Origin of the sequence: Pantoea sp. SM3640 (genome assembly GCF_015654165.1) — a bacterium.
GTDB lineage: Bacteria > Pseudomonadota > Gammaproteobacteria > Enterobacterales > Enterobacteriaceae > Pantoea > Pantoea vagans.
In genome coordinates this window covers 286514-310730 of record NZ_CP064872.1, presented here as the reverse complement: position 1 = coordinate 310730, position 24217 = coordinate 286514, and the positions used below count along the sequence as shown (strand labels likewise).

The following is a 24217-nucleotide window of genomic DNA, read 5'->3' as shown; positions in this document are numbered from 1 at the left end:
ACGCATTTTATCCCAAACAAGGGCGTTTATTCAGCCCGATTACGGGCTGACGTTACATCATTACCACGTCGAACTGCTCCTGAGTGTAGAGCGCTTCAACATGAACTTTCACCTGCTTACCCACAAAGATTTCAACTTCAGCCAGCGCATGAGACTCGTCGGTTTTTAGCGCCTCACCGACTGTCGGTGAAACATAGACCAGGAAACGGTCAGAATCATAAGCGTGGTGAACCCGCACAATCTCACGCATGATTTCATAGCAGACCGTTTCAACCGTTTTCAGCGTGCCGCGCCCTTTGCAGACCGGGCAATCCTGGCACAGGACATGCTCAATGCTTTCACGGGTACGCTTACGCGTCATCTCCACCAGACCCAGCGCCGAAAAACCATTAATCCCGGTTTTGACCCGATCTTTACTGAGCGCGCTTTCCAGTGAGTGGAGTACCCGGCGTCGATGGTCTTCATTGCTCATGTCGATGAAGTCGATAATGATGATACCGCCAAGATTACGCAGTCGCAGCTGACGCGCAATCGCCTGAGTGGCTTCAACATTGGTGTTGAATATCGTCTCATCGAGATTGCGATGGCCAACAAATGCACCGGTATTAATATCGATAGTCGTCATCGCTTCGGTCTGATCGATGATCAGATATCCGCCTGACTTTAGTTCAACTTTGCGATCCAGCGAGCGCTGAATCTCATTTTCAACGTCAAACAGGTCAAAAATAGGCTGTTTACCGTTGTAGAGCTCCAGTTTACCGGCCATCTCCGGGATATATTCGCCGGTAAATTCCACCAGCATGTCGCAGGTCAGACGCGAGTCGACCCGAATGCGATCCAGCGCTGCGCCCGCGAAATCACGCAGGATACGCTGCGCCAGGGCCAGCTCGCCATAGAGCAGACAGCGGGTCTGGTTGCGCTTTTTACGCTCGCTGACTTTGGTCCAGAGACGTTTGAGAAAAGCCGCGTCCTGCGCCAGCTCCTCTTCGCCGATCCCTTCTGCGGCGGTGCGGATGATAAAACCGCCCAGATCGTCGCAGTAATCCGCCACCACCGCTTTAAGCCGATCGCGCTCTTTCTCACTCTCGATGCGCTGAGAGACACCGACATGCGATGCGCCAGGCATAAAGACCAGGTAACGCGAAGGCAGGGTAATGTCGGTGGTCAGCCGGGCGCCTTTGGTGCCAAGCGGATCTTTAACTACCTGAACCACCAGGTCCTGTCCCTGACGCACCAGCTCGGCGATATCGCGCACGATGAAATTTTTCTTTTCGTCGCCCGCTACACATTCCGTATGCGGCATGATGTCAGAAGCGTGCAGAAAGGCGGCTTTTTCCAGGCCAATATCGACAAAGGCGGCCTGCATGCCGGGCAGAACACGGCTTACCCGTCCTTTGTAAATATTGCCAACAATGCCGCGCCGCGCTTCGCGCTCAATATGGATTTCCTGAAGGATGCCGCCATCAATGTAAGCAACGCGTGTTTCAGAAGGCGTGACGTTAACCAGTAATTCAGCCGTCATGTTGACCCCTTACGGCACGCAGTGACTGGAAATGGCTGAGCAGTTCCGCTGTCTCAACTAACGGTAATCCGACCACTGCATGATAACTTCCATTAATTTTGCGGACAAAGTTTCCTCCCCTGCCCTGAATACCGTATGCACCCGCTTTATCCATTGGCTCACCGGTCGCGATATAGTCGTCGATGTCGCTCTCAGTTAAGGTGCGGAATGTCACATCAGTCGTCACGATGCAATCCAGCGCCTGCTGGCTGTCGGCCAGCGCCACTGCCGTCATGACCTGATGCGTATGACCGGAGAGTTTACGCAGCATCGCGTGGGCATCGGCGGCATCGCGCGGTTTTTCCAGCACGTCACCATTCAGCACGACAATCGTATCTGCGCCCAGCACCGGCAGATCCTGCGCGGCCAGTTTTACGCCCGCCTGCGCTTTGTCATTAGCCAGACGGCGGACATAGCTCTCAGCCGCTTCATTCGGCTGACGCTGTTCTTCAACGTCAGTCACGATGCGCTCAAATGTCAGGCCAAGTTGAGTTAACAGCTCACGACGACGCGGTGAACCGGAAGCAAGATAGAGGGTTACCATAAATTTCCTTATTGAACAGCGAACTGACGACGAATTTTTCTCATAAGTAAGAATAGCCAGGGCCAGAGAATACCGTCGACGACACTGCTCCAGAAAATTTCAGGTCGGAATGAAACGTTGATTACCAGGAATTCAGCCCAGAAGACAATTACATCCATCGCCAGTGACAGCACCATAACCATTAACGCCTGCTGCCACAACGCTAAGTTGCGGAATAACTGGAACTTAAAGGCTATCAGGTAGGCGATGATACTGAGTGCCAGCGCACGTACGCCCAGCGTGGATCCGGCAATCAGATCCATGATAGCACCCAGCATAAATCCGCTGCCGACGTTGACCCGATGCGGCAGTGCGAGAACCCAGTAGATAAGGATGAGCAGCAGCCATGAAGGCCGGAACATATAAATTTCATCCGGCCATGGCATGATCTGCAGGACTAACGCGACCAGGAAAGAGAGCCAGATGACCCAACGTCCCTGGCTGCGATATCGACTCAAGGCTGCCCCCCGCGTGAACGCGAGGAGTTGCTCTGTCCGCTACTGCCACTGCTGCCTGTTGATGGAGCAGGCGGCCCCATCTGTGCGGTGGGTGCAGGCGGACCCATTTCACCCGCAGGCGGTAAGACCTGCGGCATCATCTGCATCAGACGCTCATTCGCAACGCGATGAACCTCATCCTGCGGCAGCGGCATATCGCCATTACGATCTGCGCCCCACAGCAGCAGCAGATAACGCAGACGCTGCAGACCCGCGGTCGGATGCGCCTGAATCACCGTGTAAGCGCGCTGAGTATCCACTTTCACAGAGGAGACCACGCCCACTGGATAACCCTCAGGGAAACGACCACCGATACCTGACGTCACCAGCACATCGCCGACCCGTATGTCCGTATTACCCGGCAGATGCTCAAGCTGGAGATCTTCAGTACAGCCGTTACCCGCGGCAATCACACGAATGTCATTACGCAGCACCTGAATAGGCAGCGCATGTGACGCATCGCAGATCAGCAGAACACGGCTGGTGAGCTGTCCGACGGCGATAACCTGACCGACCACGCCTTTATCACTGATGACCGGCTGACCTTCATAGACACCGTTAACGCTGCCTTTGTCGATCACCACCTGGTCGGTGTAAGGATCGGTGCCGGTGGAGATCACCTGCGTCACCATCTTTTGCTCATCCTGACGCAGCGGTGAACCCAGCAGTTCACGCAGGCGTGCGTTTTCCTGTTTATATTGCCCCAGCATTAGCAGGTTACTGTTTTTCAGGAAGAGCTCACGACGTAACGCTTTATTTTCCTGCTCCAGCTGCTGACGCGACGCCAGCGACTCTGACACGCCATCCAGCAGCTGACGTGGCCCATTAGCCAGGAAGTAAAACGGACTGACCGACGTATCCAGATAGTTGCGTATTTGGGTGAAAGAGCTCACACGGCTGTCGGCAATGATAATGGCAATTGCCACAATGACCGCCAGGAAAAGACGCAACTGCAGGGAAGGTCCCCTGCTAAAAATCGGCTTCATATAATCTGCGTGATCCTCGACAACAGGAGAGGAAGCGACGGCAAAACACCGTGCTTCCCTGGGCTGAACGCACTGTACCGGCACAGATTTCGCCGGTTCACATGCCACTCCCTCGCATGATCATTGCGTTCTCAGCCGGTTGAGGCAATTATTCTTCGCTGAACAAATCGCCGCCATGCATGTCGATCATTTCCAGCGCCTTGCCGCCACCGCGCGCCACACAGGTCAGCGGATCTTCAGCAACAACAACCGGAATACCCGTCTCTTCCATCAGCAGGCGATCCAGGTTGCGCAGTAATGCACCACCACCGGTCAGCACCATACCGCGCTCTGAGATATCGGAGGCCAGCTCAGGCGGACACTGCTCAAGAGCAACCATCACCGCGCTGACGATGCCGGTTAACGGCTCCTGCAGCGCTTCCAGAATTTCGTTGGAGTTCAGCGTGAAGCCGCGCGGTACACCTTCTGCCAGGTTACGGCCACGCACTTCAATTTCACGGACTTCATCACCCGGATAGGCTGAACCGATCTCATGCTTAATACGTTCTGCGGTCGCTTCACCGATCAGTGAACCGTAGTTACGACGCACATAATTAATAATAGCTTCATCGAAACGATCGCCGCCAATACGTACGGATGAGGAGTAGACCACACCGTTCAGGGAGATCACCGCCACTTCGGTAGTACCACCACCGATATCAACGACCATTGAACCGGTCGCTTCAGAAACGGGCAGACCTGCACCAATGGCTGCAGCCATCGGCTCTTCAATCAGAAAGACTTCACGCGCGCCGGCGCCCTGAGCGGATTCACGAATCGCACGACGTTCTACCTGCGTAGCCCCGACGGGTACGCAGACCAGCACACGTGGGCTGGGACGCATAAAGCTGTTGCTGTGAACCTGCTTGATGAAGTGTTGCAGCATCTTTTCGGTCACGAAAAAGTCAGCGATAACGCCATCTTTCATCGGACGGATAGCGGCAATATTGCCTGGCGTACGGCCGAGCATCTGTTTGGCGTCATGACCTACGGCCGCGACGCTTTTCGGTGAACCGGCACGGTCCTGACGAATAGCAACCACGGAAGGCTCGTTCAGCACGATGCCCTGTCCTTTTACGTAAATCAGGGTATTCGCGGTACCCAGGTCAATGGACAAGTCGTTGGAAAACATGCCACGAAATTTTTTAAACATACTAAGGGATAATCCTGCAAGCTGGGGGCGGAAAATAAAATCCGCTTACTTTACCAACCACACGAAGCTGCCACAAGGCGCAAAAACGTTCTGCTTCGGTGAAAAAAGACGCCTGATTGCGTTTAAGTCATCTGAACCCGCGATCCGTAGCAGCAGAATGGCGACCAGACGCCATCAGTGCTGCATTTGCCGTGATTTCCGCTTGCCATGCCCGACATAAAATTTAACATTTCCGGCACGATGGTTATGGGTTCAGATGCGGCTTAACATTAAAAAAAACCGTCAATTTCTGTCATTACGACAGCAAATCATTAAATACGGTAACGTTGGGAATACTTCTTCACGTTACTGTTAACCGGAAGCGAAGGGGCAAAAAAGTCGCCCTGCCCGCCTGCCACACCTAGCGCCACTAATGTCTGCCACTCCGCTTTAGTGCGGACACCGGTAGCAAACACCTGAATACCCGTGGACTTACAGACCTCCAGCAGACTCTGTACAAACAGCTGATTGGCGGTCCGCCGTTCAATGTTGCGCACCAGACCCGCATCAAGCTTGATCAGTTCCAGCGGCAGGTGTCGTATATAGGCGCTGCTGACGACGGTTAAACCCGCCTGATTTACCGCTACCCGACAGCCAAAAGCCTTAAGTGCACGGAATACTGGCGTTAAATGGTCGATGTGTTGACAGACATCTGCCTCAGCAAGTTCAAATAAAAATCGTTTTCTTTGTGATTTGGGGCACTGCAGCAGCATATTCTGCAGCCAGAGGACAAATGAACGTTGCAGGAGAGAGGTTATCGTCACCGGCATCACCAGCGTCTCTTCCGGCCAGAGTTCAGAGAGTGCCGCGATGCGCGTGACCAGCTGACGATCCCAGCCATCAGCCATACCGAGCTGCTGCACCAGCGGCATATATTCTGCGGCCAGCACCTCTTTATCGCCATCGAAGATGCGGGTCAGCATGACCCGATGCTGTACCTTGCCTTCGGTATTCACGGTGGGTTTATGGTACAGCCGCGGACCGCCGCGACTAAGCGTGTTCTCCAGCAGGGTTCGCCAGCGCACGCTACCCCGCCCGGCGTCCTGAGGATTTCCTTCGCCATTAGTCCAGTTATTACCCCCCAGCAGTGCCGCACGTCGCGTGGCCATTTCGGCATTTTCTATCACCTGCAAGACGGTCTGCCCGCTGTGCCAGGCGGTGATACCGATGTGGATCAGATCATCGCGATTGACCAGGCGCATCGGCGGCAGAGAATCAACAGCATTAATCAGCTGATCGGCAATACTGTTTGCCTCTTTAAGACTGCGATGCGGCAGTAATACAGCAAAATCACTGCGAAAATAGCGTGCCAGCAAGGCGCCGGGATAGCGCAGCACAAAGGTAGAGAGCATGTTGACGAAATTGAACAGGTACTCCTCAACCAGCGCCGGCTCCAGTGAATCTTTCAGCGCGTCCAGATCGGGCAGGCGCACCATCATCACTACACCGTGGGTACCGACAGCTTCCTGATCTTCCAGCAGGGTCGCGAGCTGATTATCAAAGAACAGCCGGTTGTTAAGGCCAGTGCGTCCATCCTGCGCGGCAAAGGTGCGGATCAGCGTGTCGATACGCAGACGCTGTTCGCCCGCTTCCTGAAGATCCGCCAGCAGTACATCCATCGCGCGACTCGCTCTGGGTGGCCACTCATCCACATCCCGTTTCGGCACGACCCCGCGTTCGCCGTTGATAATCGCCTCTGCCCGTACTTCAAGATGCTCCATGCCACGCCACTGACGGCTGAGCCAGCGATGCATCATCAGCAACAGCAGACTCATCACCAGCATAGCCGTAAACAGAATGCCCAGCGTAGAGGTACCGGTGAATGAGCGCAGCCAGGTTTTGGCAGGATCAAGGGTGACAACCCGCAGCTGCAAACCGGTCTGATGCATCAAAGGCACATCGACCTGGATAAAACGATTGGGTTCGTCTTCCAGCATCTGGTTTTCGTGTCGGGAGAGTGTGAGGAAAGTCTGCCTGCCGTTATGAAGGGAAATCTGCTCGGCATTCATTATGGGCATCATGCGCGTAAGCCAGTTATGAAGCTGTTCTGGCGTCTCGGAGAACATCGCCTGATCGACCTCGGTCGCCAGCACCTGCGCCCGATGTTCAACCCGCTGATGACTGAACCAGAAAACACTGAATGCGCAGCCTGCCAGCATTAATGACATCGCCAGCAGGCTTAGAAAGGTAATAAACGCAGATAATTTTGTGGTTAATCGCATCCCTGTGCCTGTATTGCTGCGGTGATAACCGGATCACCCCACCTTGTACCGTCAGCCTGACGAAAACGCGAGCAAAATAGCATAATTTGCCGCTGCCGACAGCGCCGAGTCGCATGAAGCCGAAGTATATCGTCGGGACAGGATTGCTGATGTTGATCCCGACACTTTTCAGCGCATTCTCATCGCGCAGGCCAGCCAGGAAATTTCACATTTTCAGGGCGAAACTGGCTGATATCAGCGATAGTCATCATGCTGGTTGATGACATCCTGTCTGGAGAAGCCCCATGAAACGCATACCCTGTCTGACCGAAGCCGACGTAACGCCGGAAAGCATATTTAATATGAAGCGCCGCCAGGTGCTGAAAACACTGGGACTGAGCGCTGCGGCGATGGGTATGCCGGGCGTGGCAAATGCCGATATCCTCAGCTGGTTCAAAGGCAACGATCGCCCACCTGCCCCAGCAGGCCGGCCGCTCGACTTCACCAAACCGGCGCAATATCAGGCCGATCTGACGCTGACGCCTGCGGATAAAGTTTCTGGCTACAACAATTTCTACGAGTTCGGGCTGGATAAGGCCGATCCGGCTGCCAATGCCGGAACATTGAAAACAGAGCCCTGGAAACTGACCATTGATGGCGAAGTGTCGAAGCCCGTAACCCTGGATATGGATGACATCTTCAAACGCTTTGCTATGGAGCAGCGAATTTATCGCATGCGCTGCGTGGAGGCCTGGTCGATGGTGGTGCCCTGGGTAGGCTTCGAGCTGAATAAACTTCTCTCGCTGGCGGAACCCACCAGCAAAGCGCGCTTTGTTGCCTTTCAGACGCTCTACGATCCCGAGCAGATGCCGGGCCAGAAGGATCGCTTTATTGGCGGTGGCCTCAATTATCCCTATGTCGAAGGTTTGCGTCTGGATGAAGCAATGCATCCGCTAACCATACTGACCACCGGTGTCTATGGCAAAGCGCTGCCGCCGCAGAATGGCGCGCCGATTCGTCTGACGGTGCCGTGGAAATATGGCTTTAAAGGCATTAAGTCGATCGTCAAAATCACGCTGACCGACAAACAGCCGCCAACCACCTGGAACCAGATTGCCGCCGACGAGTATGGTTTTTATGCCAATGTGAATCCCCACGTTAATCATCCACGTTGGTCACAGGCGACAGAGCGGTTTATTGGCCCAGGCGGCAGTCTGAAGGTCGAACGTCAGCCAACGCTACTGTTTAACGGCTATGCCGAACAGGTGGCGTCGCTCTACCGCGGCATGGATTTACGGGAGAATTATTAGGTGGTGCGCCTGTCGATAAAACAGATCATGTGGCTCAAGGTGATTCTGCACCTGGCAGCCCTGTTGCCGCTGGTCTATCTGGTGCTTGCCGCGATGCAGGGTGGTTTGAGTGCGGACCCGGCAAAAGATATTCAGCATTTTACCGGCCGCATGGCGCTGAAGCTGCTGCTGGGTACGCTGCTGGTTTCACCACTGGCACGCTACGGCAGGCAGCCGTTATTAATCCGCACCCGGCGCCTGCTCGGCGTCTGGACGTTTGTCTGGGCCTCTCTCCACCTGCTGAGCTACTACCTGCTGGAATTGGGCGTGGATAATCTGCGTCTGCTGGGCAGCGAACTCATCTCCCGGCCCTATCTGACACTGGGAATTATCAGCTGGCTGATATTACTGGCTCTGGCGGTAACGTCGTTTCAGCGCGCTCAGCGCAGGCTTGGTAAACGCTGGCAAACCCTGCACAACGCGGTCTATCTTGTGGCGATTCTGGTACCGATTCACTATATCTGGTCGGTAAAAACCGTGTCCCCGCAGCCACTTATCTATGCCCTCCTTGCTGCATTGCTGTTAGCCTGGCGTTACAAAAAATTTCTCAAATGGTGGCCCCGCTAGCACTTCACCCGTTGTTTTCCTCTGCTGTTTTCTGATAAAAGATGTGGCCCGCAGGCCACATCCGATCATCTTCGCAGATAAGACCAGTATTTTGCTGCGAAATGACACGAAACGGATATAATGCCCGGCTTTATTGCTCGTCGGGTCTTCTTTTTCAGCCTGAAAGGTGACAAATGAAGATTCGCAAGGTATTTTACGCGATGCCTCAATGATTGCGGGAGATGGCAGCACGATGGCGCATAAATTACATATTCTGCTTTTAAACGGGCCCAACCTGAATCTGTTGGGAACACGTGAACCTGAGAAGTATGGTCATTCCACGCTGAGTCAGATCGTTGATAATTTGACGCGTCAGGCAGACCAGTTGAATGTGGAATTGAGCCACCTGCAAACCAATGCTGAATTTCAGCTGATTGATCGCATTCATGAGGCCAAAGGCAATGTGGATTACATCATCATTAATCCTGCCGCGTTTACCCATACCAGTGTCGCACTGCGTGATGCCCTGCTGGCGGTAGAAATACCGTTTATCGAGGTTCATCTCTCAAATGTGCATGCCCGCGAGCCCTTCCGTCATCACTCCTATCTTTCTGATGTTTCTGCTGGCGTGATCTGTGGGCTTGGCGCTGACGGCTACACATGGGCTTTACAAACGGCAGTAAAACGCCTGTCTCAAACTAATTAATCAAACTGAGTACGGAACCCCACTCATGGATATTCGTAAAATTAAAAAACTGATCGAACTGGTTGAAGAGTCTGGCATTTCTGAGCTGGAAATCTCTGAAGGTGAAGAGTCCGTTCGCATCAGTCGTGCACCTGCAAACGTGGGTTACCCGATGATGCAGCAGGCTTACGCTGCGCCGGTTCAACAGCCTGCTCTGGCGACAGCCGTTGCCCCTGTTGCAGCCGTTGCCGAAGCGGCACCGGCTGAAATCAGCGGTCACATCGTGCGTTCACCAATGGTAGGTACCTTCTACCGTACGCCGAGCCCGGATGCTAAAGCCTTTGTGGAAGTTGGCCAGAAAGTGAATGCCGGCGATACCCTGTGCATCGTCGAAGCTATGAAAATGATGAACCAGATCGAAGCTGACAAATCAGGTGTGGTGAAAGCTATCCTGGTTGAAAGCGGTCAGCCGGTCGAATTTGACGAGCCACTGGTTATCATCGAGTAACGGGGCAGATCATGCTGGATAAAATTGTTATTGCTAACCGTGGTGAGATCGCACTGCGTATTCTGCGTGCCTGTAAAGAACTGGGCATCAAGACTGTTGCGGTACACTCAAGCGCGGATCGTGACCTGAAGCACGTGCTGCTGGCAGACGAAACCGTCTGCATCGGCCCGGCGCAGTCAGTCAAAAGTTACCTCAACATCCCGGCGCTGATCTCTGCAGCAGAGATCACCGGCGCGGTGGCGATTCACCCTGGCTACGGCTTCCTCTCTGAGAATGCCGATTTTGCTGAGCAGGTTGAGCGCTCCGGCTTTATCTTTATCGGCCCGAAAGCAGATACCATTCGCCTGATGGGTGACAAAGTTTCTGCAATCAATGCGATGAAGAAAGCAGGCGTCCCGACCGTACCCGGTTCTGACGGTTCGCTGACGGATGATATGGAAAAAAACCGTGCCTTTGCCAAGCGCATCGGTTATCCGGTCATCATCAAAGCGTCTGGCGGCGGCGGCGGTCGTGGTATGCGCGTAGTGCGCGGCGACAAAGATCTGGAAGAATCCATCAACATGACGAAAGCGGAAGCCAAAGCGGCTTTCAACAACGACATGGTCTACATGGAGAAGTATCTGGAGAATCCGCGCCACATCGAGATTCAGGTACTGGCTGACGGTCAGGGCAACGCGATCTATCTGGGCGAACGTGACTGCTCCATGCAGCGTCGTCACCAGAAAGTTGTCGAAGAAGCGCCAGGCCCAGGCATCACAGAAGAACAGCGTCGCTTTATAGGCAACCGCTGTTCCCAGGCCTGTATTGAGATTGGCTATCGCGGCGCAGGTACCTTTGAGTTCCTGTACGAAAACGGTGAGTTCTACTTCATTGAGATGAATACCCGTATTCAGGTAGAACATCCGGTAACCGAGATGATCACCGGTGTGGACCTGATCAAAGAGCAGCTGCGTATTGCTGCCGGTCAGCCACTGTCAATTAAACAGGAAGATGTGATCATTCGCGGACATGCGGTCGAGTGCCGTATCAACGCTGAAGATCCAGTCACCTTCCTGCCAAGCCCGGGTAAAATCACCCGCTTCCACGCGCCAGGCGGTTTTGGCGTGCGCTGGGAGTCGCATATTTACTCAGGCTACACCGTACCGCCTTATTACGACTCCATGATCGGCAAGCTGATCACCTATGGCGAAACGCGTGACGTGGCTATCGCTCGCATGAAAAATGCGCTGGCGGAACTGATCATCGACGGTATCAAAACCAACGTTGAACTGCAGATGAAAATCATGTCCGACGAAAACTTCCAGCACGGTGGAACCAATATCCACTATCTGGAGAAAAAACTCGGCTTGCACGAGAAATAATCGCAACGCTGAGTCAGTCTGAGGCCGGTTAATCCGGCCTTTTTCTTTTGCCGCTGGCGTTAAGGTTGAATCATGGATGCTCGTTTTATACAGGCACATAAAGAGGCGCGCTGGTCGCTTTACCTCACACTGCTCTGGCTCGCCGCCTGGGGGCTCTCTGCCTGGCTGGGTGGCAGTGAAATCGGTATTACCGGCCTGCCGCGCTGGTTTGAACTCTCCTGCCTGTTTGCTCCCCTGTTGTTCATTTTTCTGTGCTGGATGATGGTGCGTGTGATTTTCCGCGACATGCCGCTGGAGGATCAAAGTGAACAGTGAAATTATCCTGCCGTTACTGATTTATCTGGTGCTGATTGCCGCGCTGTCGGTATTTGCCGTCCGTAAAAAGCGTGAAGGCAGCTTCCTGACTGAATATTTCCTTGGCAGCCGTTCCATGGGCGGATTCGTACTGGCGATGACGCTCACTACCACCTATATCAGCGCCAGCTCATTTATCGGGGGTCCCGGTGCCGCCTACAAATATGGGCTGGGCTGGGTATTGCTGGCGATGGTGCAGGTTCCCGCCGTCTGGCTGTCGCTGGGTGTGCTGGGGAAAAAGTTTGCCATTCTGGCACGCAAGCATAATGCGGTAACGCTGAATGATATGCTCTATGCCCGCTATCAGAGCCCGCTGCTGATCTGGCTGGCGAGTCTGAGTCTGCTGATTGCCTTTATCGGTGCCATGACGGTGCAGTTTATCGGTGGTGCACGGCTGCTCGAAACCGCCGCTGGCATCCCGTATGACACCGGCCTGCTGATTTTTGGTGGCACCATCGCGCTCTATACCGCTTTCGGTGGATTCCGTGCCAGCGTACTCAATGACGCCATGCAGGGCATTGTAATGCTGATTGGCACTTTTCTGTTGCTGTTCGCAGTGATTCATCAGGCAGGTGGCCTGAGCACGGCGGTGCAGAAACTGCATGACATCGATCCGGCTCTGCTGTCGCCACAGGGGCCGGGCGAGATTATTACGCCAACCTTCCTCAGTTCGTTCGTTGTGCTGGTCTGCTTTGGGGTGATTGGCCTGCCGCATACGGCGGTGCGCTGTATCTCTTATAAAGACAGTAAGGCCGTCCATCGGGCCATTATTCTGGGCACTATTGTCGTGGTGGTGTTGATGCTGGGCATGCATCTGGCCGGTGCGCTGGGCCGCGCGGTACTGCCGAATCTGACCGTGCCGGATAGCGTCATTCCGACGCTGATGATCACTGTTCTGCCACCGTTAGCGGCCGGACTGTTTCTGGCAGCCCCGATGGCCGCAATTATGTCGACAATCAATGCCCAGCTGTTACAGGCTTCAGCCACGCTGATTAAAGATCTCTACCTGCGTGTCGCTCCGCAGCAGCTGGAAAATGAGTCACGGCTGCGGCTGTTATCTGGCACCATTACCTTCGCACTGGGTATCCTGCTGCTGATTGCGGCATGGAATCCGCCCGATATGATTATCTGGCTCAACCTGCTGGCATTTGGCGGCCTGGAGGCGGTTTTCCTCTGGCCGCTGGTTCTGGGCCTCTACTGGGAACGTGCCAATGCCGCAGGCGCCATCACCGGCATGGTAACAGGTGGAGGCTGCTACGCTTTTATGGCGAGCCTTAACCTGCAGATTCTGGGTTTTCACCCTATCGTGCCCTCCCTGCTTTTAAGCCTGCTGGCATTTCTGGTGGGCAACCTGTTTGGACGCGCGCCGCACGTGGCCGACGCGCCGCAACATTGACGGAAAGAGAGACGTTATGCCGTGGATTCAAATCAAAATTAACAGCTCAGGTGAACATGCGGAAACGCTGAGCGATGCGCTGATGGAGATCGGTGCGGTTTCAGTCACCTTTCAGGATACCAACGACACGCCAGTGTATGAGCCGCTGCCAGGCGAAACGCGCCTGTGGGGCGACACCGACGTTATCGGCCTGTTCGATGCAGAAACAGATATGGCCCTGATTACTGCCGAACTGGCGCAGCATCCGCTGCTGGGTGACGGTTTTCGTCACCGGATCGAACAGATCGAAGATAAAGACTGGGAGCGCGAATGGATGGAAAACTTCCACCCGATGCGCTTCGGCGAGCGTCTCTGGATCTGTCCGAGCTGGCGTGATGTGCCGGATCCTGATGCCGTCAACGTCATGCTCGATCCCGGTCTGGCCTTTGGCACCGGTACGCATCCCACCACCTCGCTCTGTCTGACGTGGCTTGATGGGCTGGATCTGGAAGGCAAAACGGTGATCGATTTCGGCTGTGGATCCGGGATCCTGGCGATCGCCGCCCTGAAGCTGGGCGCGGCTCAAGCGATCGGCATTGATATCGATCCGCAGGCTATTCAGGCCAGCCGGGATAATGCTAAACGCAACGGTGTCTCCGATCGCCTGTCGCTCTATCTGCCCCACCAGCAACCTGACAATCTGCAGGCTGATGTGGTGGTAGCCAATATCCTGGCAGGTCCGCTGCGTGAACTGGCACCGTTGATCAGGGTACTGCCGAAGTCTGGCGGTCACCTGGGTCTTTCGGGCGTGTTAGAGAGCCAGGCGGAGAGCGTCTGTGAGGCCTATGCCAGCGAGTTCACACTCGACCCGGTTGCGGTCAAAGAGGAGTGGTGCCGGATTACCGGGATTAAATCCTGATTTTAGCGCTTGTCCGTTTGCGCTGATATCGCCGTCGCCATAACAAAGCGGCTTTACAGAATATTCAGCCAGCCCGTAGCGTAAGTTGCGGGCTTTCCCGATTTGAAATGGATGCTTGTATCGTTAATCACGGCATGTGACGTTTTTTATCTGGCGAATTGACGTACTTTTCTGGAAAAACTTTTGCTCACAATTTCAGCATAAATAGCTAAATAATTGTTATTTAAGACTATTAATGAATAACACCGATCATCATCCGGATTTCATTGATCTTTCTTGCTGATTGTTCAAAGTTTGGCCTTTCATCTTCCTGCAAAAATGCGTAATATACGCCGCCTTGCAGACACAGTATGGCCATTCTGACTTCATGCGTATTGGAAACCTCCAGCTGAGAAATCGACTGATTGCAGCACCGATGGCCGGTATTACCGACAGGCCGTTCAGGACGCTGTGTCACGAAATGGGTGCAGGCATGGCAGTTTCTGAGATGCTGTCTTCTAACCCGGAAGTCTGGGCTAGCGACAAATCTCGATTACGTATGGTTCACAGTGATGAGCCAGGCATTCGCGCCGTGCAAATTGCCGGTTGCGATCCCAGTGAAATGGCGCAAGCTGCACGCATTAATGTTGAGGCTGGTGCACAGGTCATCGACATTAATATGGGATGCCCTGCCAAGAAGGTTAACCGCAAAATGGCGGGTTCAGCCTTGCTGCAATATCCCGCCGTGGTGGAGTCTATTCTCTCCGCAGTGGTTAATGCAGTGAATGTGCCGGTTACGCTGAAAATTCGTACTGGCTGGGATCCTGAAAACAGGAACTGTGTCGCGATTGCCCAATTGGCTGAACGCTGCGGTATACAGGCTCTGACGATACATGGTCGCACTCGTGCCTGCCTGTTCAACGGAGAAGCTGAATATGACAGCATTCGGACAGTTAAGCAGAGTGTCTCCATTCCGATTATCGCGAATGGAGACATAACTGACCCGCATAAAGCCAGAGCGGTGCTCGACTATACAGGGGCCGATGCTCTGATGATAGGACGCGCTGCTCAGGGAAGACCGTGGATCTTCCGGGAAATCCAGCATTATCTGGACACTGGGGAGTTGCTTGCCCCGCTGCCGATGGCAGAGGTCAAGCGCTTGCTTGTTTCGCATATACGTGAGCTGCACGACTTTTACGGTTCAGGCAAGGGATACCGTATAGCGCGAAAGCACGTCTCCTGGTACCTGCAGGAGCACGCCCCGAATGACCAGTTTCGGCGCACATTCAACGCCATAGAGGATGCCAGCGAACAGCTGGAGGCGTTGGAGGCATACTTCGAAAATCTTGCGTAACGAAATAAAGAGCTGAAAGAACTATGTTCGAACAACGCGTAAATTCTGACGTACTGACCGTTTCTACCGTTAACTCACAGGATCAGGTAACTCAAAAACCTTTGCGTGATTCGGTTAAACAGGCACTGAAGAACTATTTTGCTCAACTGAATGGTCAGGATGTGAGCGACCTGTATGAGCTGGTTTTGGCTGAAGTCGAGCAGCCTCTGTTGGACATGGTGATGCAGTACACCCGTGGCAACCAGACCCGTGCTGCCCTGATGATGGGTATCAACCGCGGTACGCTGCGTAAGAAATTGAAAAAATACGGCATGAACTGATTTTTAGTTCTGTCTGTTAATCACGCCAGCCTTCGGGCTGGCGTTTTTATTTGTGCGTCATCGCACAAAGTAACGGCAGGGAGAGTGAAACAGTTGCCTGTCGTATGGTAATTATAGTTGCAATCGCTGGCGTGATATTTCATCCCCTCGCTTTCGTCCGATCTGATTTGATTTAAGTAATGTCCTGCCTCCAGCTTTGCTGCCTATGCCCGTCACTACTGGGCATGTGACGTCCCGCGCATAAAAAAGCAACGTCTTCTCTTCATACATTTCTGCCTGAGCGAGCGCTCACACTGCTCTCATATAGTGAAACTATTTGCACTAAATGTGATCGGGTCGACTCGCATTGCTTCCTTTTGGTGCGCCATATTAGCGAAACTTTCCAGGTGCTTCTGATTATTAACCGTTCTTTCATACGAATTCAGGATTCTGCAAACCTGGCATCAGCTTTGCAGAGTCGTGGATGGCTGACCGCCACAGACAGGAAAAACGCACACCAAAGTGCGCAAACATAACAACATGATCCCGCCACACAGGATGCTTTATGAAAAAGATGATGCTCTCTACGCTGATCGCTGCCGCCTCGCTGGTTGCCATTACTCAGCAGGCACACGCAGGCACCACACTGGATGCGATAAAGAAAAAAGGTTTTGTTCAATGTGGTATCAGTGACGGCCTGCCGGGCTTCTCCTATGCAGATGCTGGTGGCAAGTTTACCGGTATCGATGTGGATGTGTGTCGTGCTGCCGCCGCCGCGGTATTCGGCGATGCGACCAAAGTGAAGTATACCCCGCTGACCGCAAAAGAGCGTTTTACCGCGCTGCAGTCAGGTGAAGTGGATGTACTTTCACGTAACACCACCTGGACCTCATCGCGTGATGGCGGCATGGGCTTCCTGTTTGCGGGCGTGAACTATTACGACGGCATCGGCTTCCTGACTCACCAGAAAGCCGGTCTGAAAAGTGCGAAAGAGCTGGATGGTGCCACCGTCTGTATTCAGGCGGGAACAGACACCGAGCTGAACGTGGCAGACTTCTTCAAAGCCAACAAAATGCAATATACGCCGGTGACTTTCGACCGCTCTGACGAGTCAGCTAAGGCGCTGGACAGCGGTCGCTGCGATACGCTGGCGTCTGATCAGTCTCAGCTTTATGCCCTGCGCATCAAGCTCGGCAAACCCGATGAATTTATCGTCCTGCCAGAAGTGATCTCCAAAGAGCCGCTGGGACCCTTGGTGCGTCGTGGTGATGATGACTGGTTCACCATCGTCAAATGGTCGCTCTACGCCATGCTGAATGCCGAAGAGATGGGCATCAACTCGAAGAATGTTGATCAGATGACAGCTAAGCCGACCACGCCAGATATGGCGCATCTGCTGGGTGCTGAGGGTGACTTTGGTAAAGATCTGAAGCTGGATAACAAGTGGGCCTATAACATCATCAAACAGGTCGGCAACTATCAGGAAAGCTTTGACCGTAACGTCGGTAAAGACAGCGCACTGAAGATCGCGCGCGGTCAGAATGCGTTGTGGAACCAGGGCGGGATTCAGTACGCACCACCGGTACGTTAACAGACCTCACCAATCGGGCACCGTATTCTGCGGTGCCCTACCCCAGCTTTCGTTACTGAGGTTTCAACATGTCACAACGCCCAACCGTGAAAAGGGATTTTTCATTTGGTAATCCCACGGTTCGCGCCTGGATTTATCAGTTCATCGCCGTCGTCGCGGTGCTTGGTGTGGTGGGTTATCTGGTGCATAACACCATTATCAACCTTGCCAATCGCGGCATTACATCAGGGTTTGGATTTCTTGAGCGCACTGCCGGTTTCGGCATCGTTCAGCATCTGATTGAGTACACGGAGGGAGATACCTACGCGCGCGTGTTTCTGGTCGGATTAACCAACACGCTGCTGGTCTCTGCACTCTGTATTGTTTTCGCGTCGATTCTCGGATTCGCGGTCGGTCTTGCCCGCCTTTCTGATAACTGGCTGCTGCGGAAGCTCTCGAATATCTATATCGAAACCTTCCGTAATATCCCGCCTCTGCTGCAAATCTTCTTCTGGTACTTCGCGGTATTACGCAATCTGCCAGGCCCGCGTCAGGCGCTGAATGCATTTGATCTGGCCTATGTCAGCAATCGCGGACTCTACGTCCCGTGGCCGACCTATGCACCAGGCAGCTGGCCGTTTGTTATCGCACTGCTGCTGGCCGTGGCTGTCAGCTATGGCCTGTACCGCTTTAACCGTCAGCATCAGCTGAAAACCGGTGAGTTACGTCGTACATGGCCCGCCGCTGTTGCAATGCTGATCCTCTTTCCTTTGCTTGCGCACCTTGGGTTTGGTGCAGCAACGCACTGGGATGTGCCGCAACTGCGCGGGTTCAATTTCCGTGGCGGCTCGGTGATGATTCCGGAGCTGGCGGCGCTGACCCTGGCACTGTCGATCTATACCTCCTCGTTTATCGCTGAAGTCATCCGCTCGGGGATTCAGTCGGTGCCGCATGGTCAGCACGAAGCTGCACGCTCGCTGGGTCTGCCGAATCCGGTGACGCTGCGTCAGGTTATTATTCCGCAGGCCATGCGCGTCATTATCCCGCCGCTGACCAGCCAGTATCTGAACATTGTGAAGAACTCCTCACTGGCAGCTGCTATCGGATATCCCGATATGGTGTCGCTGTTCGCGGGATCGGTGCTGAATCAGACCGGTCAGGCCATCGAGACGATTGCTATCACAATGGGCGTTTACCTGATTATCAGTCTGCTGATATCGCTGCTTATGAACTTCTACAACCGCAAAATTGCGCTGGTTGAGCGTTAAGAGAACGGGATAACTATGTCTGTCACTACGCATGAAACGCCCCCCGTGCCGACGACGCCTGTCAGTCGCGCCTGGCTTTGGGCTCGTAAAAACCTGTTTTCCAGCTGGTTTAACACGTTACTGACGCTGTTTTGCATCTGGGTTATCTGGCACGTCATTCCGCCTGCGCTGAACTGGCTGGTCTTTCAGGCAAACTGGATTGGCACTACGCGCGCCGATTGCACCAAAGAAGGTGCCTGTTGGGTCTTTATCCATGCGCGTTTCGGTCAGTTCATGTATGGGCTTTATCCACATGAGCTGCGCTGGCGTATTAACCTGGCGCTGGTGATTGGTCTGCTGTCGATTGTGCCGATGTTTCTCAAAAGCCTGCCCTATCGTGGACGCTACATTGCGGCCTGGGCCGTCATCTATCCGGTGATTGTCTGGTTCCTGCTGTATGGCGGCTATCTGGGACTGGAACGTGTGGAAACACGTCAGTGGGGCGGGTTAACGCTGACGCTGATTATCGCGTCGGTCGGTATTGCCGGTGCATTGCCGCTGGGCATCCTGCTGGCGCTTGGCCGTCGCTCACGGATGCCGGTGGTCCGCACGCTGTCGATTATCTTTATTGAGTTCTGGCGTGGCGTGCCCCTGATTACCGTACTGTTTATGTCATCGGTGATGCTGCCGCTGTTTATGTCTGAAGGCACCACCATTGATAAGCTGGTGCGTGCCCTGGTCGGTGTAATCCTGTTCCAGTCCGCCTATGTGGCGGAGGTGGTGCGCGGTGGCCTGCAGGCATTGCCGAAAGGTCAGTATGAGGCTGCAGAATCGCTGGCGCTGGGCTACTGGAAAACGCAGATGCTGGTCATTCTTCCCCAGGCACTGAAGCTCACCATCCCTGGCCTGGTTAACACCATCATCGCACTGTTTAAAGATACCAGCCTGGTCATCATCATTGGTCTTTTCGATCTGTTCAGCAGCGTCCAGCAGGCAACGGTCGATCCGACCTGGCTGGGCATGTCGACTGAAGGTTATGTCTTTGCTGCACTGGTCTATTGGATTTTCTGTTTTAGCATGTCGCGCTACAGCCAGTATCTGGAAAAGCGCTTTCACACCGGGCGTACATCGCACTGAGGTTTTACATGACTGACTCTATGACACACTCTTCCGACGCGTTGATGATTTCGCTTGAGAACGTGAATAAATGGTACGGGCAGTTTCACGTACTGAAAGACATCAACCTGCAGGTTAAACCCCGAGAGCGCATCGTGCTGTGCGGCCCTTCCGGCTCCGGCAAATCGACCACGATCCGCTGTATCAACCATCTGGAAGAGCATCAGCAGGGGCGTATTGTTGTTGACGGTATCCACCTTAATGACGACGTACGTAACATTGAGCGCGTACGCACAGAAGTGGGGATGGTATTCCAGCACTTCAATCTCTTCCCGCATCTGACTGTTTTACAAAATTGCACGCTGGCACCTTCCTGGGTGAGAAAGATTCCAAAGAAGGAAGCGGATGAACTGGCTATGCATTATCTGCAACGCGTGCGTATTGCTGAGCATGCGCATAAGTTTCCGGGTCAGCTTTCCGGCGGACAGCAACAACGTGTCGCTATCGCCCGCTCACTCTGTATGAAACCCAAAATTATGCTATTTGATGAGCCAACGTCAGCGCTGGATCCTGAGATGGTTAAAGAGGTGCTGGATACGATGATTGGTCTGGCTGAGGATGGGATGACCATGCTGTGCGTTACCCACGAGATGGGCTTTGCCCGAACGGTGGCTGACCGGGTGATCTTTATGGATCGGGGTGAGATCGTCGAAGTTGCGCCACCGCAGGAGTTCTTTGCGAATCCTAAATCGGAGCGTACCCGGGCGTTTTTATCGCAGGTTATTCACTGATTACCGACTCCGTTCATCTTACTACCCGGCCTGGTGCCGGGTTTTTTATGGCCTGACCAGCAGGTGCATTAAGCTGACTGACTGGATGCGATGGTAAAGGTAAGGGACAGAAGGCTGATAAGAGGAGGTTTTATTGCAGATTATCGGCTTGCCACAACGAAAAAAGCCCTTCGCATACGCGAAGGGCTCTCTCTTATTTGATGCCTGGCAGTTCCCTACTCTCGCATGGGGAGACCCCACACTACCATCGGCGCTACGGCGTTTCACTTCTGAGTTCGGCATGGGGTCAGGTGGGACCACCGCGCTACAGCCGCCAGGCAAATTCTTTTATTTACCGAACTCGTGTCTTAACTGGTGCTGATACCCAGAGTCGAACTGGGGACCTCACCCTTACCAAGGGTGCGCTCTACCAACTGAGCCATATCAGCACACTAAATTTGATGCCTGGCAGTTCCCTACTCTCGCATGGGGAGGCCCCACACTACCATCGGCGCTACGGCGTTTCACTTCTGAGTTCGGCATGGGGTCAGGTGGGACCACCGCGCTAAAGCCGCCAGGCAAATTCTGTCTCCGCGCCGCCACAGGGGGCCGCGCAGAATATCCGGTACAAGGCTGAAAATCGTGTCTCTCAAAAACGCCTCTGGCGTTGTAAGGTTAAGCCTCACGGGTCATTAGTACCGGTTAGCTCAACGCATCGCTGCGCTTACACACCCGGCCTATCAACGTCGTAGTCTTCAACGTCCCTTCAGGACCCTCAAGGGGTCAGGGAGAACTCATCTCGGGGCAAGTTTCGTGCTTAGATGCTTTCAGCACTTATCTTTTCCGCACTTAGCTACCGGGCAATGCCATTGGCATGACAACCCGAACACCAGTGGTGCGTTCACTCCGGTCCTCTCGTACTAGGAGCAACCCCCCTCAATTCTCCAGCGCCCACGGCAGATAGGGACCGAACTGTCTCACGACGTTCTAAACCCAGCTCGCGTACCACTTTAAACGGCGAACAGCCGTACCCTTGGGACCTACTTCAGCCCCAGGATGTGATGAGCCGACATCGAGGTGCCAAACACCGCCGTCGATATGAACTCTTGGGCGGTATCAGCCTGTTATCCCCGGAGTACCTTTTATCCGTTGAGCGATGGCCCTTCCATTCAGAACCACCGGATCACTATGACCTGCTTTCGCACCTGCTCGAGCCGTCACTCTCGCAGTCAAGCCAGCTTATGCCATTGCACTAACCTCACGATGTCCGACCGTGATTAGCTGACCTTCGTGCTCCTCCGTTACTCTTTAGGAGGAGACCGCCCCAGTCAAACTACCCACCAGACACTGTCCGCAGCCCGGATCACGGGCCTACGTTAGAACATCAAACATTAAAGGGTGGTATTTCAAGGTTGGCTCCACGCAGACTGGCGTCCGCGCTTCAAAGCCTCCCACCTATCCTACACATCAAGGCTCAATGTTCAGTGTCAAGCTGTAGTAAAGGTTCACGGGGTCTTTCCGTCTTGCCGCGGGTACACTGCATCTTCACAGCGAGTTCAATTTCACTGAGTCTCGGGTGGAGACAGCCTGGCCATCATTACGCCATTCGTGCAGGTCGGAACTTACCCGACAAGGAATTTCGCTACCTTAGGACCGTTATAGTTACGGCCGCCGTTTACCGGGGCTTCGATCAAGAGCTTCTCCTTGCGGATAACCCCATCAATTAACCTTCCGGCACCGGGCAGGCGTCACACCGTATACGTCCACTTTCGTGTTTGCACAGTGCTGTGTTTTTAATAAACAGTTGCAGCCAGCTGGTATCTTCGACTGGCTTCGGCTCGGGGAGCAAGTCCCTCCACCTACGCGCCAGCGTGCCTTCTCCCGAAGTTACGGCACCATTTTGCCTAGTTCCTTCACCCGAGTTCTCTCAAGCGCCTTGGTATTCTCTACCTGACCACCTGTGTCGGTTTGGGGTACGATTCTGTGTTACCTGATGCTTAGAGGCTTTTCCTGGAAGCAGGGCATTTATCACTTCAGCACCGTAGTGCCTCGTCGTCACGCCTCAGCGTTAATAAGGGACCGGATTTACCTGGACCCTCCGCCTACACGCTTAAACCGGGACAACCGTCGCCCGGCTGATATAACCTTCTCCGTCCCCCCTTCGCAGTAACACCGAGTACAGGAATATTAACCTGTTTCCCATCGACTACGCCTTTCGGCCTCGCCTTAGGGGTCGACTCACCCTGCTCCGATTAACGTTGAACAGGAACCCTTGGTCTTCCGGCGAGCGGGCTTTTCACCCGCTTTATCGTTACTTATGTCAGCATTCGCACTTCTGATACCTCCAGCATGCCTCACAGCACACCTTCAACGGCTTACAGAACGCTCCCCTACCCAACAACGCCTAAGCGTCGCTGCCGCAGCTTCGGTGCATGGTTTAGCCCCGTTACATCTTCCGCGCAGGCCGACTCGACCAGTGAGCTATTACGCTTTCTTTAAATGATGGCTGCTTCTAAGCCAACATCCTGGCTGTCTGTGCCTTCCCACATCGTTTCCCACTTAACCATGACTTTGGGACCTTAGCTGGCGGTCTGGGTTGTTTCCCTCTTCACGACGGACGTTAGCACCCGCCGTGTGTCTCCCGTGATAACATTCTTCGGTATTCGCAGTTTGCATCGGGTTGGTAAGCCGGGATGGCCCCCTAGCCGAAACAGTGCTCTACCCCCGAAGATGAGTTCACGAGGCGCTACCTAAATAGCTTTCGGGGAGAACCAGCTATCTCCCGGTTTGATTGGCCTTTCACCCCCAGCCACAGGTCATCCGCTAATTTTTCAACATTAGTCGGTTCGGTCCTCCAGTTAGTGTTACCCAACCTTCAACCTGCCCATGGCTAGATCACCGGGTTTCGGGTCTATACCCTGCAACTTAACGCCCAGTTAAGACTCGGTTTCCCTGCGGCTCCCCTATACGGTTAACCTTGCTACAGAATATAAGTCGCTGACCCATTATACAAAAGGTACGCAGTCACCCTGATAAATCAAGGCTCCCACTGCTTGTACGTACACGGTTTCAGGTTCTGTTTCACTCCCCTCGCCGGGGTTCTTTTCGCCTTTCCCTCACGGTACTGGTTCACTATCGGTCAGTCAGGAGTATTTAGCCTTGGAGGATGGTCCCCCCATATTCAGACAGGATACCACGTGTCCCGCCTTACTCATCGAGCTCACAGCATATGCGCTTTTGTGTACGGGAGTATCACCCTGTACCCTGCGACTTTCCAGACGCTTCCACTAACACACATGCTGATTCAGGCTCTGGGCTGCTCCCCGTTCGCTCGCCGCTACTGGGGGAATCTCGGTTGATTTCTTTTCCTCGGGGTACTTAGATGTTTCAGTTCCCCCGGTTCGCCTTGCAGCACTATGTATTCATGCTGCAATGATGCACAGAGTGCACCGGGTTTCCCCATTCGGACATCGACGGCTGTAGCGGTTCATATCACCTTACCGTCGCTTTACGCAGATTAGCACGTCCTTCATCGCCTCTGACTGCCTGGGCATCCACCGTGTACGCTTAGTCGCTTAACCTCACAACCCACAGGCGTTTTTCAACGCTGCGAGCTGCAAGCATTTGAGAGACTCGAACGTATCGTATTTTTCATTCTTATTACGGAGAATGAAAACGACACGTCGTTTCAATTTTCAGCTTGTTCCGGATTGTTAAAGAGCAAAT

At 53.8% G+C, this 24217-nt stretch carries 20 protein-coding genes, 1 tRNA gene and 3 rRNA genes; 14 read left to right on the top strand and 10 right to left on the bottom strand.

The annotated features are described in order from the left end of the window. Nucleotides 1–52: 52 nt before the first annotated feature. From rng to csrD, 6 genes are all read right to left on the bottom strand, one after another. On the bottom strand, nt 53–1522 hold the full coding sequence (rng, locus tag IV493_RS01550; RefSeq protein ID WP_003855268.1) for a ribonuclease G: 1470 nt from the start codon (nt 1520–1522) through the stop codon (nt 53–55). After that, the gene (locus tag IV493_RS01545) at nt 1512–2105 is read right to left on the bottom strand and encodes a nucleoside triphosphate pyrophosphatase (protein WP_013359204.1); all 594 of its coding nucleotides are present in this window, start codon (nt 2103–2105) and stop codon (nt 1512–1514) included. The genes rng and IV493_RS01545 overlap by 11 nt, the downstream gene beginning before the upstream one ends. An 8-nt stretch (nt 2106–2113) precedes the next feature. Further along, on the bottom strand, nt 2114–2602 hold the full coding sequence (gene mreD, locus IV493_RS01540) for a rod shape-determining protein MreD (protein WP_013359205.1): 489 nt from the start codon (nt 2600–2602) through the stop codon (nt 2114–2116). After that, nucleotides 2599–3627 carry a rod shape-determining protein MreC gene (gene mreC / locus IV493_RS01535; RefSeq protein ID WP_013359206.1) on the bottom strand — a complete coding sequence of 343 codons (1029 nt, stop codon included), beginning with the start codon at nt 3625–3627 and terminating at the stop codon, nt 2599–2601. The genes mreD and mreC overlap by 4 nt, the downstream gene beginning before the upstream one ends. 148 nt (nt 3628–3775) lie before the next feature. Beyond that, nucleotides 3776–4819 (bottom strand): rod shape-determining protein MreB, encoded by a 1044-nt coding sequence (mreB, locus tag IV493_RS01530; protein WP_003855260.1) that lies wholly within the window; start codon nt 4817–4819, stop codon nt 3776–3778. Between the two features lie 311 nt (nt 4820–5130). Further along, entirely contained in the window at nt 5131–7080 is a 1950-nt protein-coding gene (gene csrD, locus IV493_RS01525) for an RNase E specificity factor CsrD (protein ID WP_095706609.1), read from the bottom strand. Nucleotides 7081–7364: 284 nt separating this feature from the next. Between csrD and msrP the strand changes: the two genes are divergently transcribed. From msrP to IV493_RS01455, 14 genes are all read left to right on the top strand, one after another. Beyond that, a complete protein-coding gene (gene msrP, locus IV493_RS01520) occupies nt 7365–8369 on the top strand; it encodes a protein-methionine-sulfoxide reductase catalytic subunit MsrP (RefSeq protein WP_013359209.1) in 1005 nt (334 codons plus the stop codon). Between the two features lie 3 nt (nt 8370–8372). Then, the gene (gene msrQ, locus IV493_RS01515) at nt 8373–8975 is read left to right on the top strand and encodes a protein-methionine-sulfoxide reductase heme-binding subunit MsrQ (RefSeq protein WP_033784679.1); all 603 of its coding nucleotides are present in this window, start codon (nt 8373–8375) and stop codon (nt 8973–8975) included. Between the two features lie 232 nt (nt 8976–9207). After that, nucleotides 9208–9660, top strand: a complete 453-nt coding sequence (gene aroQ / locus IV493_RS01510; RefSeq protein ID WP_195858142.1) for a type II 3-dehydroquinate dehydratase — start codon at nt 9208–9210, stop codon at nt 9658–9660. 25 nt (nt 9661–9685) lie between these two features. After that, complete coding sequence (gene accB, locus IV493_RS01505; protein WP_013359212.1) at nt 9686–10147, top strand: acetyl-CoA carboxylase biotin carboxyl carrier protein; 462 nt, start codon at nt 9686–9688, stop codon at nt 10145–10147. A gap of 11 nt (nt 10148–10158) precedes the next feature. After that, a complete protein-coding gene (accC, locus tag IV493_RS01500) occupies nt 10159–11508 on the top strand; it encodes an acetyl-CoA carboxylase biotin carboxylase subunit (RefSeq protein ID WP_013359213.1) in 1350 nt (449 codons plus the stop codon). Nucleotides 11509–11580: 72 nt separating this feature from the next. Continuing rightward, a complete protein-coding gene (locus IV493_RS01495; protein ID WP_013359214.1) occupies nt 11581–11823 on the top strand; it encodes a YhdT family protein in 243 nt (80 codons plus the stop codon). Next, on the top strand, nt 11813–13258 hold the full coding sequence (panF, locus tag IV493_RS01490) for a sodium/pantothenate symporter (RefSeq protein ID WP_013359215.1): 1446 nt from the start codon (nt 11813–11815) through the stop codon (nt 13256–13258). The genes IV493_RS01495 and panF overlap by 11 nt, the downstream gene beginning before the upstream one ends. A gap of 16 nt (nt 13259–13274) precedes the next feature. Next, nucleotides 13275–14156: a 50S ribosomal protein L11 methyltransferase gene (gene prmA, locus IV493_RS01485; protein ID WP_013359216.1), complete on the top strand. Its 882-nt coding sequence runs from the start codon at nt 13275–13277 to the stop codon at nt 14154–14156. Nucleotides 14157–14523: 367 nt separating this feature from the next. Then, nucleotides 14524–15489: a tRNA dihydrouridine synthase DusB gene (gene dusB / locus IV493_RS01480; protein ID WP_013359217.1), complete on the top strand. Its 966-nt coding sequence runs from the start codon at nt 14524–14526 to the stop codon at nt 15487–15489. Nucleotides 15490–15512: 23 nt separating this feature from the next. Then, nucleotides 15513–15809, top strand: a complete 297-nt coding sequence (gene fis, locus IV493_RS01475; protein WP_003855228.1) for a DNA-binding transcriptional regulator Fis — start codon at nt 15513–15515, stop codon at nt 15807–15809. Nucleotides 15810–16353: 544 nt separating this feature from the next. Beyond that, entirely contained in the window at nt 16354–17379 is a 1026-nt protein-coding gene (locus IV493_RS01470; protein ID WP_033784126.1) for an amino acid ABC transporter substrate-binding protein, read from the top strand. A 68-nt stretch (nt 17380–17447) separates the two neighbouring features. Beyond that, on the top strand, nt 17448–18626 hold the full coding sequence (locus tag IV493_RS01465) for an amino acid ABC transporter permease (protein ID WP_033784127.1): 1179 nt from the start codon (nt 17448–17450) through the stop codon (nt 18624–18626). A 15-nt stretch (nt 18627–18641) separates the two neighbouring features. Further along, on the top strand, nt 18642–19742 hold the full coding sequence (locus IV493_RS01460) for an amino acid ABC transporter permease (RefSeq protein ID WP_013359220.1): 1101 nt from the start codon (nt 18642–18644) through the stop codon (nt 19740–19742). 8 nt (nt 19743–19750) lie between these two features. Next, nucleotides 19751–20512, top strand: a complete 762-nt coding sequence (locus IV493_RS01455) for an amino acid ABC transporter ATP-binding protein (RefSeq protein ID WP_010699823.1) — start codon at nt 19751–19753, stop codon at nt 20510–20512. 202 nt (nt 20513–20714) lie between these two features. Here the strand turns inward: IV493_RS01455 and rrf (IV493_RS01450) are convergent. From rrf (IV493_RS01450) to IV493_RS01435, 4 genes are all read right to left on the bottom strand, one after another. Further along, nucleotides 20715–20830, bottom strand: a 5S ribosomal RNA gene (rrf, locus tag IV493_RS01450). A gap of 34 nt (nt 20831–20864) precedes the next feature. Further along, a tRNA-Thr gene (locus IV493_RS01445) sits at nt 20865–20940 on the bottom strand. Between the two features lie 14 nt (nt 20941–20954). Then, nucleotides 20955–21070 (bottom strand): 5S ribosomal RNA (rrf, locus tag IV493_RS01440). Between the two features lie 92 nt (nt 21071–21162). Further along, nucleotides 21163–24072: ribosomal RNA gene (locus IV493_RS01435) — 23S ribosomal RNA — on the bottom strand. Nucleotides 24073–24217: the final 145 nt, after the last annotated feature.